Annotated in this window: 14 protein-coding genes; 3 read left to right on the top strand and 11 right to left on the bottom strand. The window is 62.3% G+C overall.

Features of this window, described 5'->3' with window-relative positions:
- The first annotated feature begins 58 nt into the window (after positions 1–58).
- Positions 59–673, top strand: a complete 615-nt coding sequence (locus ACYCCG_RS14895) for a LysE family translocator (RefSeq protein ID WP_339443370.1) — start codon at positions 59–61, stop codon at positions 671–673.
- An 82-nt stretch (positions 674–755) separates the two neighbouring features.
- Here the strand turns inward: ACYCCG_RS14895 and ACYCCG_RS14890 are convergent, their stop codons facing one another.
- The 10 genes from ACYCCG_RS14890 to ACYCCG_RS14845 form a co-directional block, all read right to left on the bottom strand.
- On the bottom strand, positions 756–2939 hold the full coding sequence (locus tag ACYCCG_RS14890; RefSeq protein ID WP_459670951.1) for a GAF domain-containing hybrid sensor histidine kinase/response regulator: 2184 nt from the start codon (positions 2937–2939) through the stop codon (positions 756–758).
- A 151-nt stretch (positions 2940–3090) separates the two neighbouring features.
- Positions 3091–3654 (bottom strand): NUDIX hydrolase, encoded by a 564-nt coding sequence (locus ACYCCG_RS14885; RefSeq protein WP_003256075.1) that lies wholly within the window; start codon positions 3652–3654, stop codon positions 3091–3093.
- 2 nt (positions 3655–3656) lie between these two features.
- Positions 3657–4409 (bottom strand): GntR family transcriptional regulator, encoded by a 753-nt coding sequence (locus ACYCCG_RS14880; RefSeq protein WP_010954490.1) that lies wholly within the window; start codon positions 4407–4409, stop codon positions 3657–3659.
- Between the two features lie 88 nt (positions 4410–4497).
- Positions 4498–4887, bottom strand: a complete 390-nt coding sequence (locus tag ACYCCG_RS14875) for a carboxymuconolactone decarboxylase family protein (protein ID WP_003256073.1) — start codon at positions 4885–4887, stop codon at positions 4498–4500.
- A gap of 186 nt (positions 4888–5073) precedes the next feature.
- Positions 5074–5559 carry a flavin reductase family protein gene (locus ACYCCG_RS14870; RefSeq protein WP_209966761.1) on the bottom strand — a complete coding sequence of 162 codons (486 nt, stop codon included), beginning with the start codon at positions 5557–5559 and terminating at the stop codon, positions 5074–5076.
- 12 nt (positions 5560–5571) lie between these two features.
- On the bottom strand, positions 5572–7053 hold the full coding sequence (locus ACYCCG_RS14865) for an aldehyde dehydrogenase (protein WP_003256071.1): 1482 nt from the start codon (positions 7051–7053) through the stop codon (positions 5572–5574).
- Positions 7050–7883 (bottom strand): alpha/beta fold hydrolase, encoded by an 834-nt coding sequence (locus ACYCCG_RS14860; protein WP_459670947.1) that lies wholly within the window; start codon positions 7881–7883, stop codon positions 7050–7052. Before ACYCCG_RS14860 ends, ACYCCG_RS14865 begins: the two co-directional genes overlap by 4 nt.
- 68 nt (positions 7884–7951) lie before the next feature.
- Positions 7952–8548, bottom strand: coding sequence for an amino acid synthesis family protein (locus tag ACYCCG_RS14855; RefSeq protein ID WP_209966760.1), 597 nt, complete (start codon positions 8546–8548; stop codon positions 7952–7954).
- A 264-nt stretch (positions 8549–8812) separates the two neighbouring features.
- Positions 8813–9853 (bottom strand): LLM class flavin-dependent oxidoreductase, encoded by a 1041-nt coding sequence (locus ACYCCG_RS14850; protein WP_459670944.1) that lies wholly within the window; start codon positions 9851–9853, stop codon positions 8813–8815.
- A 158-nt stretch (positions 9854–10011) separates the two neighbouring features.
- A complete protein-coding gene (locus ACYCCG_RS14845) occupies positions 10012–10497 on the bottom strand; it encodes a flavin reductase family protein (RefSeq protein WP_459670942.1) in 486 nt (161 codons plus the stop codon).
- A gap of 316 nt (positions 10498–10813) precedes the next feature.
- Here ACYCCG_RS14845 and ACYCCG_RS14840 point away from each other — a divergent pair, with 316 nt between their 5' ends.
- Positions 10814–12217, top strand: coding sequence for a purine-cytosine permease family protein (locus ACYCCG_RS14840; RefSeq protein ID WP_339443361.1), 1404 nt, complete (start codon positions 10814–10816; stop codon positions 12215–12217).
- Between the two features lie 68 nt (positions 12218–12285).
- Here the strand turns inward: ACYCCG_RS14840 and ACYCCG_RS14835 are convergent, their stop codons facing one another.
- Entirely contained in the window at positions 12286–13206 is a 921-nt protein-coding gene (locus ACYCCG_RS14835) for an AraC family transcriptional regulator (RefSeq protein ID WP_176682484.1), read from the bottom strand.
- Between the two features lie 102 nt (positions 13207–13308).
- Between ACYCCG_RS14835 and ACYCCG_RS14830 the strand changes: the two genes are divergently transcribed.
- The gene (locus ACYCCG_RS14830) at positions 13309–13869 is read left to right on the top strand and encodes a carboxymuconolactone decarboxylase family protein (protein ID WP_459670940.1); all 561 of its coding nucleotides are present in this window, start codon (positions 13309–13311) and stop codon (positions 13867–13869) included.
- The last annotated feature ends 7 nt before the right edge of the window (positions 13870–13876 follow it).

Below are 13876 nucleotides of genomic sequence, written 5' to 3'. Positions count from 1 at the left end.
CCCCAAGCGAAATCCGTAATCTTTCGACATCCCAATGCAGTAGATAAGGAAGATTCAAGTGGCTATCAGTGTGCTGACAGCGTTCTGGGCTGTGTCGATGCTGTTCGTGATTACCCCGGGTGCAGATTGGGCTTATGCCATCTCTGCAGGCATGCGCGGTCGCTGGGTGATGCCAGCGGTGGCGGGGATGTTGTCGGGGCATTTTCTGGCCACGCTGGTGGTGGCGGCCGGGGTTGGCAGCCTGCTGGCTGGTCACCCGTTGGCGCTGACCTTGCTGACCCTGGCGGGGTGCACCTATTTGCTGTGGCTGGGCGGCAACCTGTTGCTCAGTCCGTCCTTGCCGGCGGCCGGGCAGGGCGGCGCGGGGGAGTCGGGCTCGCGCTGGGCGTTGAAGGGTTTTTGCGTCAGCGGCCTGAACCCCAAGGTATTCCTGCTGTTCCTGGCCCTGCTGCCGCAGTTCACCGACCCGCAGTCGAGCTGGCCCGTACCGTTGCAGATCTTGTTGCTGGGGCTGGTCCACCTGTGCAGTTCGCTGGTGATCTACACGCTGGTCGGCTATGGCGCCAAAGCGGTGCTGAGCACCCGGCCGGGTGCGGCAAAGCTGGTCGGGCGGGTGTCTGGGATGGCGATGATTACCGTGGCTCTGGGCTTGATAGCCGGGCAAACAAGCTGACTACGCGAGGCTGGTTGGTTTGTCTTGGCCGTGTGGTTTTGAGCTTCGCGGCGCCGTTGATCGCCCATCGCGATGCAAGGTATCAGTGGCCGAGTACTTTCCCGAGCATCTGGCACACCTGTTCTGCCGAGTAGGGTTTGGCCAGGAAGGTGAACCCTTGGTGCCCGCCTTCGGCAATCGCATCGCTAAAGCCCGAAGTAAGGATCACCGGCAACTGCGGGCGCTGGCGGCGAAGTTCGCGGGCCAGTGCCAAGCCACCCATGCCGGGCATGACCACATCGGAAAACACCGCATCAAAATCACCTGCCGGGCCAGTCAACTGCGCCAGCGCTTCTTCTGCCGAACGCGCATAGCTGATTTGGTAGCCGTGGTCCTCGAGGAACTGAGCCGTGAAGCTGCCCAGGTCGGGGTTGTCTTCTACCACCAGTATTCGTCGCCGCTCGCCCTGTACCTGCGGCTGGCTGCCGGCCGAGGCGTCTTCGGGCAAGGCCGCAGGTGAGTCCTCCTGCGGCAGGTACAGGGTAAAGGTGGTGCCCTGGCCGGGGATGCTGTTCACCTGTACATCGCCCCCGGATTGCTTGGCGAAACCGAACACCTGCGACAACCCGAGCCCGGTACCTTCACCTGGGGCCTTGGTGGTGAAGAACGGGTCGAAGATGCGCTCCAACAACTCGCTGGCAATACCGACGCCGCTGTCGCTCACCGATATTGCCGCGAACGGGCCAGGCAGCGAAGGCTGACCGCGCAAGGCAGGCAGGCACTGGTCGGCCTGCAGACGCAGCTGCAAGGCACCTTCGCCAGCCATGGCATCGCGGCCATTGAGCATCAGGTTGATCACCGCGGTTTCCAACTGGCTGAGGTCGGCGCGGATGTGGCAGGGCGCTTGCGGTAACTGCAGCTCGACCCGGATGCGCGCGCCAGTGACGGTGTCGAGCATGTCGGCCATGGCCTCCAGCCGAGGCCCGGCCTCGAACACCTGTGGGCTGAGGGCCTGGCGACGGGCGAAGGCCAGTAGCTGGCCGGTCAGTTTGGCACCACGGTCGACCGTGTCGGACATGGTCTTGAGGTAGCGCTCGCGGCGCTCCTCGGCCAGGTTGGGGCGCTGCAGAAAGTGCAGCGACGAGCGGATGATGGTCAGCAGGTTATTGAAGTCGTGGGCTACACCACCGGTCAGCTGGCCAATGGCTTCCAGCTTCTGGGCCTGGCGCAGCACGGCCTCGGTGTGCAGCAACTGAGTGGTGCGTTCTTCGACGCGATGTTCCAAGGTGGTGTTGAGCGTTTCAAGGGCCGCCATCGCTTCGCGCACTTCGGCATGGGCCTGGGCCCGTTGTATGTGCGCCCAGCATCGTTCGGTCACTTCGCTGATCAGTGTTTGCTCGTAGTCGGTCCATGCCCGGGGTACGCGGTCATGAATCGCCATCAGCGCGGTCAGTCTGCCACCCTTGATCAGTGGCATGCAGATGGTGGCCGTAATGCCGATGGCCTGAAAAGTCGCCGCCTCGTCAGTGGCGAGTTCGCGCAGGTTGTCATTGATCACCAGGGCCAGGCCGCTGCGCAGGCGGCTGACCGCCAGGCTGCCGAAGTCATGCAGGTGATAGTGGCCCACCAGACGCGGTGAGCCGGGTGCCACCGCATCGCCGCAGATGGTGAAACCATCCTCGTCGGGGTCCATCACCGCATAGGCGCAGCTGGACAGGCCAAGGTGCTCGACCAGCATGCGGGTGGTGATGGCCATGATCTGGTCCGGGTCGGCCGCCTCGGTCACGGCCCGCCCGAGGGTATCGAGAAAGTGCAGGCGTTGGTTGGTGACCACGCTGGCGGTGGTTTCGGTGACCGTGTCGAGCATGCCCAGTATCTCGCCATCATGGCCGCGAATCGGGCTGTAGCAGAAGGTGAAATAGGCCCGCTCCAGGCCGCCGTTGCGGTCGATCGTCAGCGGGAAGTCCTCGATGTACACCGCTTCACCGGCCAACGCACGTTCTGCCATATGGCGGATTTCGTCCCAGGCTTCGTGCCACACGTCGCGAAAGGGGATGCCCAAGGCCAGGGGCTTGCGACCCAGAATCGGGGTGAAGGCATCGTTGTACAGGGTGATCAAGTCCGGGCCCCAGAGCACGGCTTGCGGAAAGCGCGAGGCAAGGCACAGAGCCATCGTGGTTTTCAGGGCGTCGGGCCAATGTTCCAGCGGGCCCAGCGGGGTGGTGGCCCAGTCGTGGTTGCGGATGCGTTCGGCCATTAGCCCGCCGCCGTCTAGCCATCTAGCCATGTGCTTTGCCGGTCCTCTTTCTCAAGGCCTCTAGGGTGCACCGAGAATAGACCGTTGGCGAGGGTTTTGTGAGTGGCCGTGCCACTGCACAAGCCTCTGCAACTGCGCGATCCGAGTGAGTGCAGGTTCACCCGCGAAGCGGCCGGACAGGCTAGCGCATGAAGTGCACCTTGCCGGTGTCATCATTGCCCATGTAAATGCCATACACCCCGGCTTGCCGCTCGAGGATGTAGCGCTCGAGAATTTGCCGGATAGCCGGGTAGTAGATCTCATCCCAGGGGATTTCATCCGGTTCGAAGAACTTGTACGCCAGCGTCTCCGGCCCGTACTGCCCGGTCTCTTCGGTAACGATGGCACGGAAGATGATGTACACCTCGCTGATCTTTGGCACGCTGAAGATCGAATACGGCGAGACGATGTCCGCACGTACGCCGCTTTCTTCCCATACCTCGCGCAGCGCCGCCTGTTCGGTGGTTTCGCCAGCCTCCATGAACCCGGCAGGCAAGGTCCAGGTGCCGGGGCGAGGGGGGATGGCGCGCTGGCACAGCAGGTACTTTCCATCGCGCTCGATGATGCAGCCGGCGATGATCTTGGGGTTGATGTAATGGATGTAGCCGCAGCCTGCGCAATGCAGGCGTTCGTGGGTATCGCCTGTGGGAACGCCCCGGGCCAGTTCCGTGGTGCAGTGCGGGCAGTAGCGCGGGGCATTGGGCATGATCAGCGACCTATGCGGGGTTCCTTCAGGGCCAGGGGTTCGACAATGTCGCGCACCTTGGCGTTGTCATCCTGCTTCTGGCGCAGGTAGTCCAGGGCCACCTTGGCGGCGGCGCGGACGTGGTCGACCGAGGCCTGGTGGGCCACCAGCGGGTCGCCGCCCTTGATGGCCTCGACGATCTTTTCCATTTCGCGGTTGCTGGCGCCGCGGCGGTTTTCCTGCGATACCGAGGTGGCGCGCAGGTAGCTGATGCGGGCTTGCAACTGGCGCAACTGCTGGGCCGCCACCTGGTTGCCCGAGCCTTCCAGCAGCACATCGTAGAAACCTTGTACCGAATCCAGCACCTGTTGCAGCTCGCCTTCTTCCAGTGCCTCGCGGTTCACTTCCAGCGCGCGCTCCAGCGCACGGATGTCCTTGGCCTTGGCGTTGAGGGTGAACAGTTGCACGATCAGGCCTTCGAGCACACAGCGCAGCTCATAGATGTCACGCGCGTCTTCCAGGGTGATGATGGCCACGCGCGGGCCTTTGGCGTCAGCGAACTCGACCAGGCCTTCGGACTCCAGGTGACGCAGCGCTTCACGTACTGAAGTGCGGCTGACGCCGAGGCGGTCGCACAGGTCGCGCTCTACCAGGCGGTCGCCGGGCAGCAGGTGAAAGTTCATGATTGCGGTGCGCAGCTTGTCGAGCACGATTTCGCGCAGAGTAACGGGGTTGCGGTTGACCTTGAAGCTGTCGTCGAGTGGCTGGCGTTTCATCAGGTGCGCTCTTTATGAGGCTGTTGCGCCAACATCGCGGAATGCCCCGAACCGAGGCTTTCCATGCAGTGGTTCGAACAGCCCGTTGTTAACGGGTTGGCTCCGCATCGGCTTCGGCAAACGCTTCACGGGCCAGGCGGAAACTGTCCACCGCCGCGGGTACGCCGCAATAAATGCCGACCTGGAGCAGGATTTCGCGAATCTGTTCACGGCTCAGGCCATTGCGCAGGGCACCGCGAATGTGCAACTTGAGCTCGTGGGGCCTGTTGAGCGCGGAAATCATGGCCAAGTTTATCATGCTGCGCTCTTTCAGCGACAAGCCTTCGCGGCCCCAGACGTGACCCCAGCAATACTCGGTGACCAGCTCTTGCAACGGTTTGGTGAACTCATCTGCGTTCTGGATCGAGCGGTTGACGTAGTCCTCGCCCAGCACCTGGGTGCGGATTTTCAGACCCTTTTCGTACTTTTCATTGCTCATGTGCAGTACTCCGGCAAAAAACAGGGGCCGCAACCGAGGGTGAGACGATTAGCGCGACCCCTGAAAACAGGGGCATCGGTGTTGGCTTCTTCGCGGGCTTGCCCGCTCCCACAGGTTCCAGAAGCTGTGCAATACCTGTGGGAGCGGGCAAGCCCGCGAAGAGGCCAACACCGACTTCAAGATATATCAGCCAAGCGGCGGCAGGGCGCCGAGCTTGCCTTTGTGGTAGACCATCGGGGTCACCGGCTCGGCCGGCAACACCAGGTTCTTCACCGCGCCGACAATGATCGCGTGGTCACCGCCGTCGTACTCGCGCCACAACTCGCATTCGATGATCGCCGTGGCCTTGGCCAGCAGGGGGTTGCCCAGCTCGCTCAGGTGCCACTCGATGTCCTTGGCCTTGTCCTTGCCCTTGCCTGCGAAGGCATAAGCTTCGGCGGTCTGGTCGGCGGACAGCAGGTGAATGGCGAACCGCTTGCTATCGCGCAGGATCGGGTAGGTGTCGGAGGCATAGTTGGGGCAGAACAGTACCAGTGCCGGGTCGATCGACAGCGCGCTGAACGCACTGGCGGTGATGCCGACGATGCCGCCGTCGGCGTCCAGGGTGGTGACTACCGTGACGCCGGACGGGAAGGAGCCCATCACGTCTTTGTAGATGCCGGGTTCGATCATCTCGTGTTCCTCCTAGCGCATCACGAACGGGTCGGGCATCGGCGCGGTGGACAAGTTGATCCACACGGTCTTCAGCTCGGTATAGGCCAGCACCGAATCGATGCCGCTCTCACGGCCGTAGCCGCTGTTCTTGAAACCACCTATCGGTGCCATGGCCGACACGGCGCGGTAGGTGTTGACCCAGATGATCCCCGAACGCACGTCACGGGCCAGGCGATGGGCACGGCCCAGATCGCGCGTCCAGATGCCGGCAGCCAGGCCGAACTGCGAGTCGTTGGCTATGGCCAGGGCTTCTTCTTCGGTTTTGAAGCGGATCACCGCGGCGACCGGGCCGAACACTTCTTCCTGCATGATGGTCATCGCGTTGCTGTCACACTCGAACAGGGTGGGCTCGTAGAACCAGCCGTCACCTTCAACGTCGGCACGCTTTCCGCCCATATGCAGTTTGGCGCCTTCGGCCTTGGCTGCAGCCACCAGGCCTTCGACGACAGCCAGCTGCTGTGCGGTGGCCATCGGGCCCATTTCGCTGGCGTCGTCCTGCGGGTTGCCGATGCGGATGCGCTTGGCGCGGGCAATCAGGCGCTCGACGAATACGTCGAAAATTTCATCCTGCACCAGCAGGCGCGAACCGGCCACGCAGCTTTGCCCGGAAGCGGCATAGATGCCGGCCACGGCGCCATTGATGGCGCTGTCCAGGTCGGCGTCGGCGAAGATGATGTTCGGCGACTTGCCACCCAGTTCCAGCGACAGCTTGGCGAAGTTTTCGGCACTGCTGCGCACCACGTGGCGGGCGGTGGCGGCACCGCCGGTGAAGGCGATCTTGCGCACCAGCGGGTGGCGGGTCAGCGCCGCGCCGGTGCTGGGGCCGTAGCCTGTGACCACGTTGACCACCCCGGCCGGGAAGCCGGCCTCAAGGGCCAGACGGGCCAGCTCGAGAATGGTCGCCGAGGCGTGCTCGGACGGTTTGAGTACGATGGTGTTGCCGGCAGCCAGGGCAGGGGCAAGCTTGATTGCGGTGAGGTACAGCGGGCTGTTCCAGGGGATGATCCCGGCAACCACGCCGATTGGCTCGTGCACGGTGTAGGCGAACAGGTCGGGTTTGTCCAGCGGCAGGGTGCCGCCTTCGAGCTTGTCGGCCAGCCCCGCAGTGTAGTGGAAGAACTCCGGCAGATAGCCGACCTGGCCGCGGGTTTCGCGGATCAGCTTGCCGTTGTCACGGCTTTCCAGCTGGGCCAGGTGCTCTTTGTTCTCGGCAATCAGGTCACCCAGACGACGCAGCAGCTTGCCGCGCGCGGTGGCGGTGATGCTGCGCCACGCCTTGCTGTCGAAGGCTCGCTGGGCGGCCTGAACGGCCAGCTCCACATCGGCTTCATCGGCGTCGGGCAGTTGCGCCCAGGCCTGGGCGGTGGCCGGGTTGAGGCTGTCGAAGGTCTTGCCGCTCTGGGCATCGCGCCATTGGCCGTCGATGCACATCTGGAAACGAACGAGGGTCATGCAACAATCCCCTTGGCGGATTCGGTGAGGGTGCGGGCTTGGGTGAGGAAGTCCAGCAGCATCTTGTTGACTTCACGCGGTGCTTCCACCGGCATCATATGCCGTTGCTCGGCGAGGACCACGCTCTGTGCGCCAGGAATACAGGCGGCGAGCTGGCGGGTCATGGCCGGGGTGGAGCCCGAGTCGAGTTCGCCGGTGGCGATCAGCGTCGGCACCTGGATACTGCCCAGGTCGTCGGCGCGGTACATGTCCTGAGTGGCGAACAGCGAATAAGTGGTGTGGTAGCCCTGCGGGTCGTTGCTTGCCAGCACCTGGCGAATGGCGGCGACCTGCGCCGGGTTGGCAGCCTTGTATTCACGGCTGAACCAGCGGTCCAGGGCAGCATCGACGTTGGCGTCGGGGCCCAGCTCCGCCGCCTGGGCGGCACGCGCGATCACCCCGGCACTCTGCTCGGGGGTACGGTTGAACACACTGTTGAGCACGACCAGTGCAACCAGGCGCTGCGGGTAATTGAGGGCGAATGCACGGGCAACCAGGCCACCCATGGAGAAGCCGATTACGGTGGCTTGTGCGACTTGCAGGTGGTCAAGCAGTTCGGCGAGCTGGTCGGCATAGCCTTCCAGCGGTGTGTCGGCAGCCGGTACGCGGCTTTGACCGTGGCCGAGCATGTCGTAGGCGATGACGCGGTAGTCGTTGGCCAGGCCAACGAACTGACCGCCCCACATTTCCTTGTTCAGGCCCACGCCGTGGATCAGTACCACGGGTTGGCCCTGGCCGACATCCAGATAGCTGGTGCCGGCAGGTGTGCGTTCAGCGACAGGCTGAATCATGGAGGGCGCTCCTTGAAGGTCGGGCGCGGCGGGTAAGCACGCCACGCCCCGGCCCGTCTTGGTTATTGTTATTGAGCGTTGGCTTTTTCGGCAGCCAGTTCTTCCAGGTCGATGTAACGGTTGCCGATGCGCGGGTGCAGGCGGCCGCCGTCGGCTGCGCCCAGGACCACGACGATTTCATCGGCACGCGGTGCGTCTTCGATCTGCATTTCCAGGGTGATGTAGTGCGAACGCAGGCCTTCGTCGTCCTTCTGCATCATCGGGATCTGAATCGAAGTGCCTGGACCGCCGCGCTTGTTGGTGAAGCTCAGGTAGCTCTTGGCCTGCACTGCCTCGCGGTAGTGGTTGCCGAAGCGCAGGGTGTGGATCACGGCCGAGGCGTGCTCGATTTCGCCATCGGCGCCGACGACGGCGGCCTTGCCGTAGGCTTCGATCTTGTCGGCACCGCCGATGGCAGCAGTCAGGCGCTCGACCATCAGGGCACCCAGCTCCGAGCAGTTGGTGCGAATTTCCGGCTTCAGATCTTCAACGAAACCGCGACCGGCCCATGGATTCTTGATCACGACGGCCAGGCCGACCATGGTCACCGGCTTGTCGGTGGCCTTGCCGCCTTCGATGCGGGTCTCTTCGGAGTAGGTGACGATCTTGCGGATTTCGAAACTCATGGTTGGCTCCTGGTGAGGGTTATCAGCTCTTGTTGTCTGATGGTATACCATAATATTTGTTGTGCAAGAGGTGTCAGGAAATTTCTCTTGTCGGGGGACGAAAGGTGGCCTGATGCCTTGATTTCTCTGTTGTCTGTACTGGTCTCTTCGCGGGCTTGCCCGCTCCCACAGGGACTGCACAGGTTTCAAAAAAAAGCCCGCTCACGCAGGCCGAAGGGGCCCACGGGAGCGGGCGCGTCCCGCAATGTTTCAGGCAATGGGAATTCAGGCGAACGCCGGCACCACTTCCTTGATGAACAGCTCCAGCGACTTTTTCTTCTCGGCGTGGGGCAGGCTGTTGTCGCACCAGAAGCTGAACTCGTCGACGCCCAGTTCCTGGTAGTACTTGATGCGTGCGATGATTTCTTCCGGGGTGCCGATCATGGTGTTCTTGCGGATGTTCTCCAACTGGAACGCCGGCACTTCGGCAAATTTCGACTCCGGGCTTGGCTCGAGGAAGCCGTTTACCGGGGTGGTCTTGTTGCCGAACCAGGCATCGAACGTGCGGTAGAAGCGCGATATGGCCTGGGCGCCGACCTTCCAGCCTTCCGGTTCGGACGGGCTGTGCACGTGAGTGTGGCGCAGCACCATCAGTTGTGGGCGCGGCACGTCCGGATTGTTGTCCAGGGCGGCCTGGAACTTGTTCTTCAGGTCCAGCACTTCTTTGTCCCCCTTCATCAGCGGGGTGACCATGACGTTGCAGCCGTTGGCCACGGCAAAGTTGTGCGAGTCCGGATCGCGTGCGGCGATCCACATGGGCGGCGTGGCGTTGAACGGCTTCGGCACGCTGGTAGAGGTAGGGAACTTGTAGACTTCGCCATCGTGGGCGTAGTCGCCTTCCCACAGCTTGCGCACCACCGGCACCATCTCGCGCAGCGCCTTGCCGCCGTCGGTGGCCGGCATGCCACCTGCCATGCGGTCGAACTCGAACTGATAGGCGCCGCGGGCCAGGCCCACTTCCATACGACCGTTGCTGATCACGTCGAGCAGCGCGCATTCGCCCGCAACGCGGATCGGGTTCCAGAATGGCGCGATGATGGTGCCGGCGCCCAGGCGGATCCTCTCGGTGCGTGCGGCCAGGTAGGCCAGCAGTGGCATCGGGCTTGGCGAAATGGTGTATTCCATGGCGTGGTGTTCGCCGATCCACACGGTGCTGAAACCGCCGTTCTCGGCCATCAGGGTCAGTTCGGTCAGGTCTTCGAACAGCTGGCGGTGGCTGACCTGTTCATCCCAACGTTCCATGTGCACGAACAACGAAAATTTCATGGGTTTTTCCTCAACGCTTGTTGTTACCCGTCAGTAAAGCGGGCTTCAGTGTGGGAGCGGGCTCGCCCGCGAAACAGAACACGCGGTGGGTGGCACCGGCTTCGCCGGTGTTCGCGGGCAAGCCCGCTCCCACTGGGGTCTGCGTCGAATTGCAGGCTTCAGGCAAAGGCCGGCAGGCTGGCCATTTTGCCGCGGCAGTACACCATGGGCCGTGGTGCTTCTGCCGGGACGATCAGGTTGTGCACCTTGCCGACCATGATGGCGTGGTCGCCACCTTCGTATTCACGCCACAGTTCACATTCGATCACCGCGGTTGCGCCGGCCAGGATCGGGTTGCCCAGTTCGCTCAGGCTCCACTCGATACCGCTGGCCTTGTCCTTGCCCTTCTTGGCGAACGCGTAGGCTTCTGCCTGCTGTTCACCCGAGAGCAGATGAATGGCAAAGCGCTTCTGTTTGATCAGTATCGGGTAGGAGTCGGAGGTGTAGTTGGGGCAGAACAGCACCAGTGGCGGGTCCATCGACAGGGAGGAGAAGGCGCTGGCGGTCAGGCCGACGACCGAGCCGTCGTCGTCCTGGGTGGTGATGACGGTAACGCCGGACGGGAAGGAGCCCAGAACGTTCTTGTAGACAGTTGCGTCGATCATCGGGAATACCTCTGAAGGGCTGCGGTGGTCCGCGGTTTTTATCGTTGATGTGTCTGATGGTATACCGTAATACCTATTTTGCAAGCGGAATTTTCAACCTGGCTTTTCCACGATGAACGGCTCAAGGCCACGTATACCGTGGCCTTGAGCGATCAGGTGGTTTGCCGCCAGGGTTGCGCAAGCGGATCAGCGGGCTTTTTTTACTGCGGATCAGTGTTGTCAAAAGTTTGGAATACCATAATATGGTCCGCAGCTGAGAGGCCGCCTAGATGCGGTTTCCTTACAAAGATAAAAACGACCTTTCGAGCTGAAAACCATGTCCCAACCGTCGTCGCAACACCAGTTTGTCGAGAATCACACGGTCGATTACGTTCCACCTGCCGAGCGCCATGGGAAGGCGCGCGACCTGTTCACCCTCTGGTTCAGTACCAACATTGCACCACTGCCCATCGTCACCGGTGCCATGGTGGTCCAGGTGTTCCACCTGAACCTGTTGTGGGGGTTGATAGCCATCGTCCTGGGCCATCTGGTCGGGGGCGTGGTCATCGCCCTGGCCTCTGCGCAGGGGCCGCAGCTGGGCATTCCACAAATGGTTCAAAGCCGTGGCCAGTTCGGCCGTTACGGCGCCTTGCTGATCGTGTTCTTCACCGCGCTGATCTATGTCGGCTTCTTTATTTCCAACATTGTCCTGGCAGGCAAGACCATCCACGGCATCGCCCCGAGCGTGCCGATGCCCGGCGCGATCGTGATAGGCGCCCTGAGCGCTACTGCCATCGGCGTGATCGGCTATCGTTTCATCCACATTCTCAACCGCATCGGTACCTGGGTGATGGGTTCGGCTTTGCTGGCCGGTTTCATCATGATGTTCATCCAGGACCTGCCGGCAGACTTCTTCAGCCGCGGCGCATTCAACCTGTCGGGCTTCATCGCCACCGTGTCGCTGGGCACCATCTGGCAGATCAGCTTCTCGCCGTACACGTCAGACTATTCGCGCTATCTGCCGCGTGAAGTGGGCATTGCCAAACCGTTCTGGGCGACCTACCTGGGCGCCACCCTGGGTACCATCCTGTGCTTCAGCTTTGGTGCAGTGGCCGTGTTGTGCGTACCGCAAGGCACCGACGCAATGGACGCGGTGAAGCAGGCTACCGGCTGGCTGGGCCCGATCCTGATGGTGCTGTTCCTGCTCAACATCATCAGCCACAACGCCCTCAACCTGTATGGCGCGGTGCTGTCGATCGTGACCGCAATCCAGACTTTCGTGGCCGAGTGGACGCCGAGCGTCAGGGTGCGGGTGATCCTGGCCTCGGTCATTCTGTTGGGCTGCGGGATGGTTGCACTGAATGCTTCGGCGGACTTCATCGGCCAGTTCATCGGCCTGATCCTGGCGCTGCTGCTGGTCCTGGTGCCGTGGGCTTCGATCAACCTGATCGATTTCTACCTGATCAAGAAGGGCCAGTACGACATCGCCTCGATCTTCAGTGCAGACGGCGGCATCTATGGCCGTTTCAACCACCACGCGATCATTGCCTATGCCTGCGGCATCCTGGTGCAGCTGCCGTTTGCCAATACTTCGCTGTATGTGGGGCCGTACTCGAACATTGTCGAAGGGGCCGACCTGTCGTGGCTGTTCGGCTTGCTGGTGACCGTGCCGCTGTACTACTGCCTGGCGACGCGCGGGAAGTCGGTTAACAGTGCGCGGGTTATCAGCGTCAACGACTGACAACTGCAACGGGGGCTGCAAAGCAGCCCCGACTATGGCCGCTTGGTCGATTTCCGCGCTTTGCTGGGTCAGGTATTCCCGCGCCCGTCATGCTGCCTGCGATACGCCCCCGGCTGCACCCCCACTGCCTTGGCAAACGCCCGGGTGAATGCGGCCACCGACTGATACCCCACCTGCGCGCCTACCTGCTCAACGGTATGCCCCGCCTGCAGCAACTGGCTGGCATGGCGCATGCGCAGCGCCAGCAGCACTTGTCCCGGTGACTGCCCGGCCAGCTCGCTGAAACGCTTGAAAAAAGCCGACCGTGACAACCCGGTGCAAGCAGCCATGTTCTCCATGGTCCAGGTTTGCCCCGGCTGCTCGATCAATTGCTCAAGCAATCCGGCAAATGCTGGCTGCCGGGCGAGGGCGACCAGCCCGCCCAGCGATTGCCCTGCGTGCACCTGCTGGCGCAGCACGTACAGGAACAACAAGTGCGTCAGCCGTTCCAGTAGCATCTGTGATGGCCCGGCATCTCGCCGGCATTCTTCCAGGATCAGCCCGAACAGCGCCCGCGCTGCGCTGCCGCTGGGATCTTCAGCGCGTAACAAGATCCAGTCAGCGAGACCCTCGACAATCAGCGAGCAGAGGCCCGACTGAAAATGGAAGAAGCCGCAGACCAAGCCAACGCCGTCGGCGGCCTGGCTATCCAGCGCCTGCATGGCCTGGCGCGGCTGGGCACAGGCGTCGACCGGGTCCTGATCGCTGGACAAGCGATAGGCAAGGTCGCGCAACAGGAATACGGCATCTCCCTTCTCCAGGCGCACCGGTTGCGGCTGGCCGTCAATGTGCAGCCAGCAATGGCCTTGCACCACCAGATGGAAGCTGGCGCGGCCCATGCCCTGGGTACTGGCATGCCAGCCGCCGCAATAGCGGCCTACATGAAACAGGCTGGCATCGAGCTCCAGGCCTTCTAATAACCAATCGACAAGCGGGCTGGACGAAATCATCTAATGCAAAGACTCAGGAGCAAGGAAAGGCGACTGATGAATATGGAGGGTAGTTCTTATAACCAACAGACTGTAGTGACACTCATCAAAGGAGATCACTGCATGTCCTCGCGCATTACTTTACACACGCTGCAGAGCGCCCCGGAAGCGGCACGGCCGTTCCTTGAGAACGCGCAGAAGAATTCCGGCTTCATCCCCAACCTGCTCGGCGTGCTGGCCAACGCCCCGGCGGCGCTGGAAACCTACGTGACCGTTTCGGCACTCAATGGCAAGTCTGAGCTTGGCCTGGCCGAGCGTGAAGTGGTGCAACTGATCGCTGCCACCCAGCATGGCTGCGACTTTTGCGTGGCCGGCCATACGGCCGTCGCGCTGAACAAGGCCAAGCTGCCGCAGGAGGTGGTCGATGCTCTGCGTGCCCCTGGCGAACTCCCGAACGCCCGCTACGAAACCCTGGCCGCCTTTGCCCGCGAAGTGATCGCCACCCGTGGCAATGTCAGCGAAGCCACCTACCAGGCCTTCCGTGAGGCCGGCTTCAGTGAAGGCAACGCCTTGGAGGTGATTCTGGGCGTAAGTCTCGCAACCCTGTGCAACTTTGCTAATGTTTTCGCCCAGACGCCACTCAACGAAGAGCTTGGCAAATACCGCTGGCAGCCTTCTGCGTAGTCCACCT

The organism is Pseudomonas sp. VEM90 (genome assembly GCF_054611535.1).
Note: the sequence above shows the minus strand (reverse complement) of the source record. Positions and strands in the feature narration are given on the sequence as shown.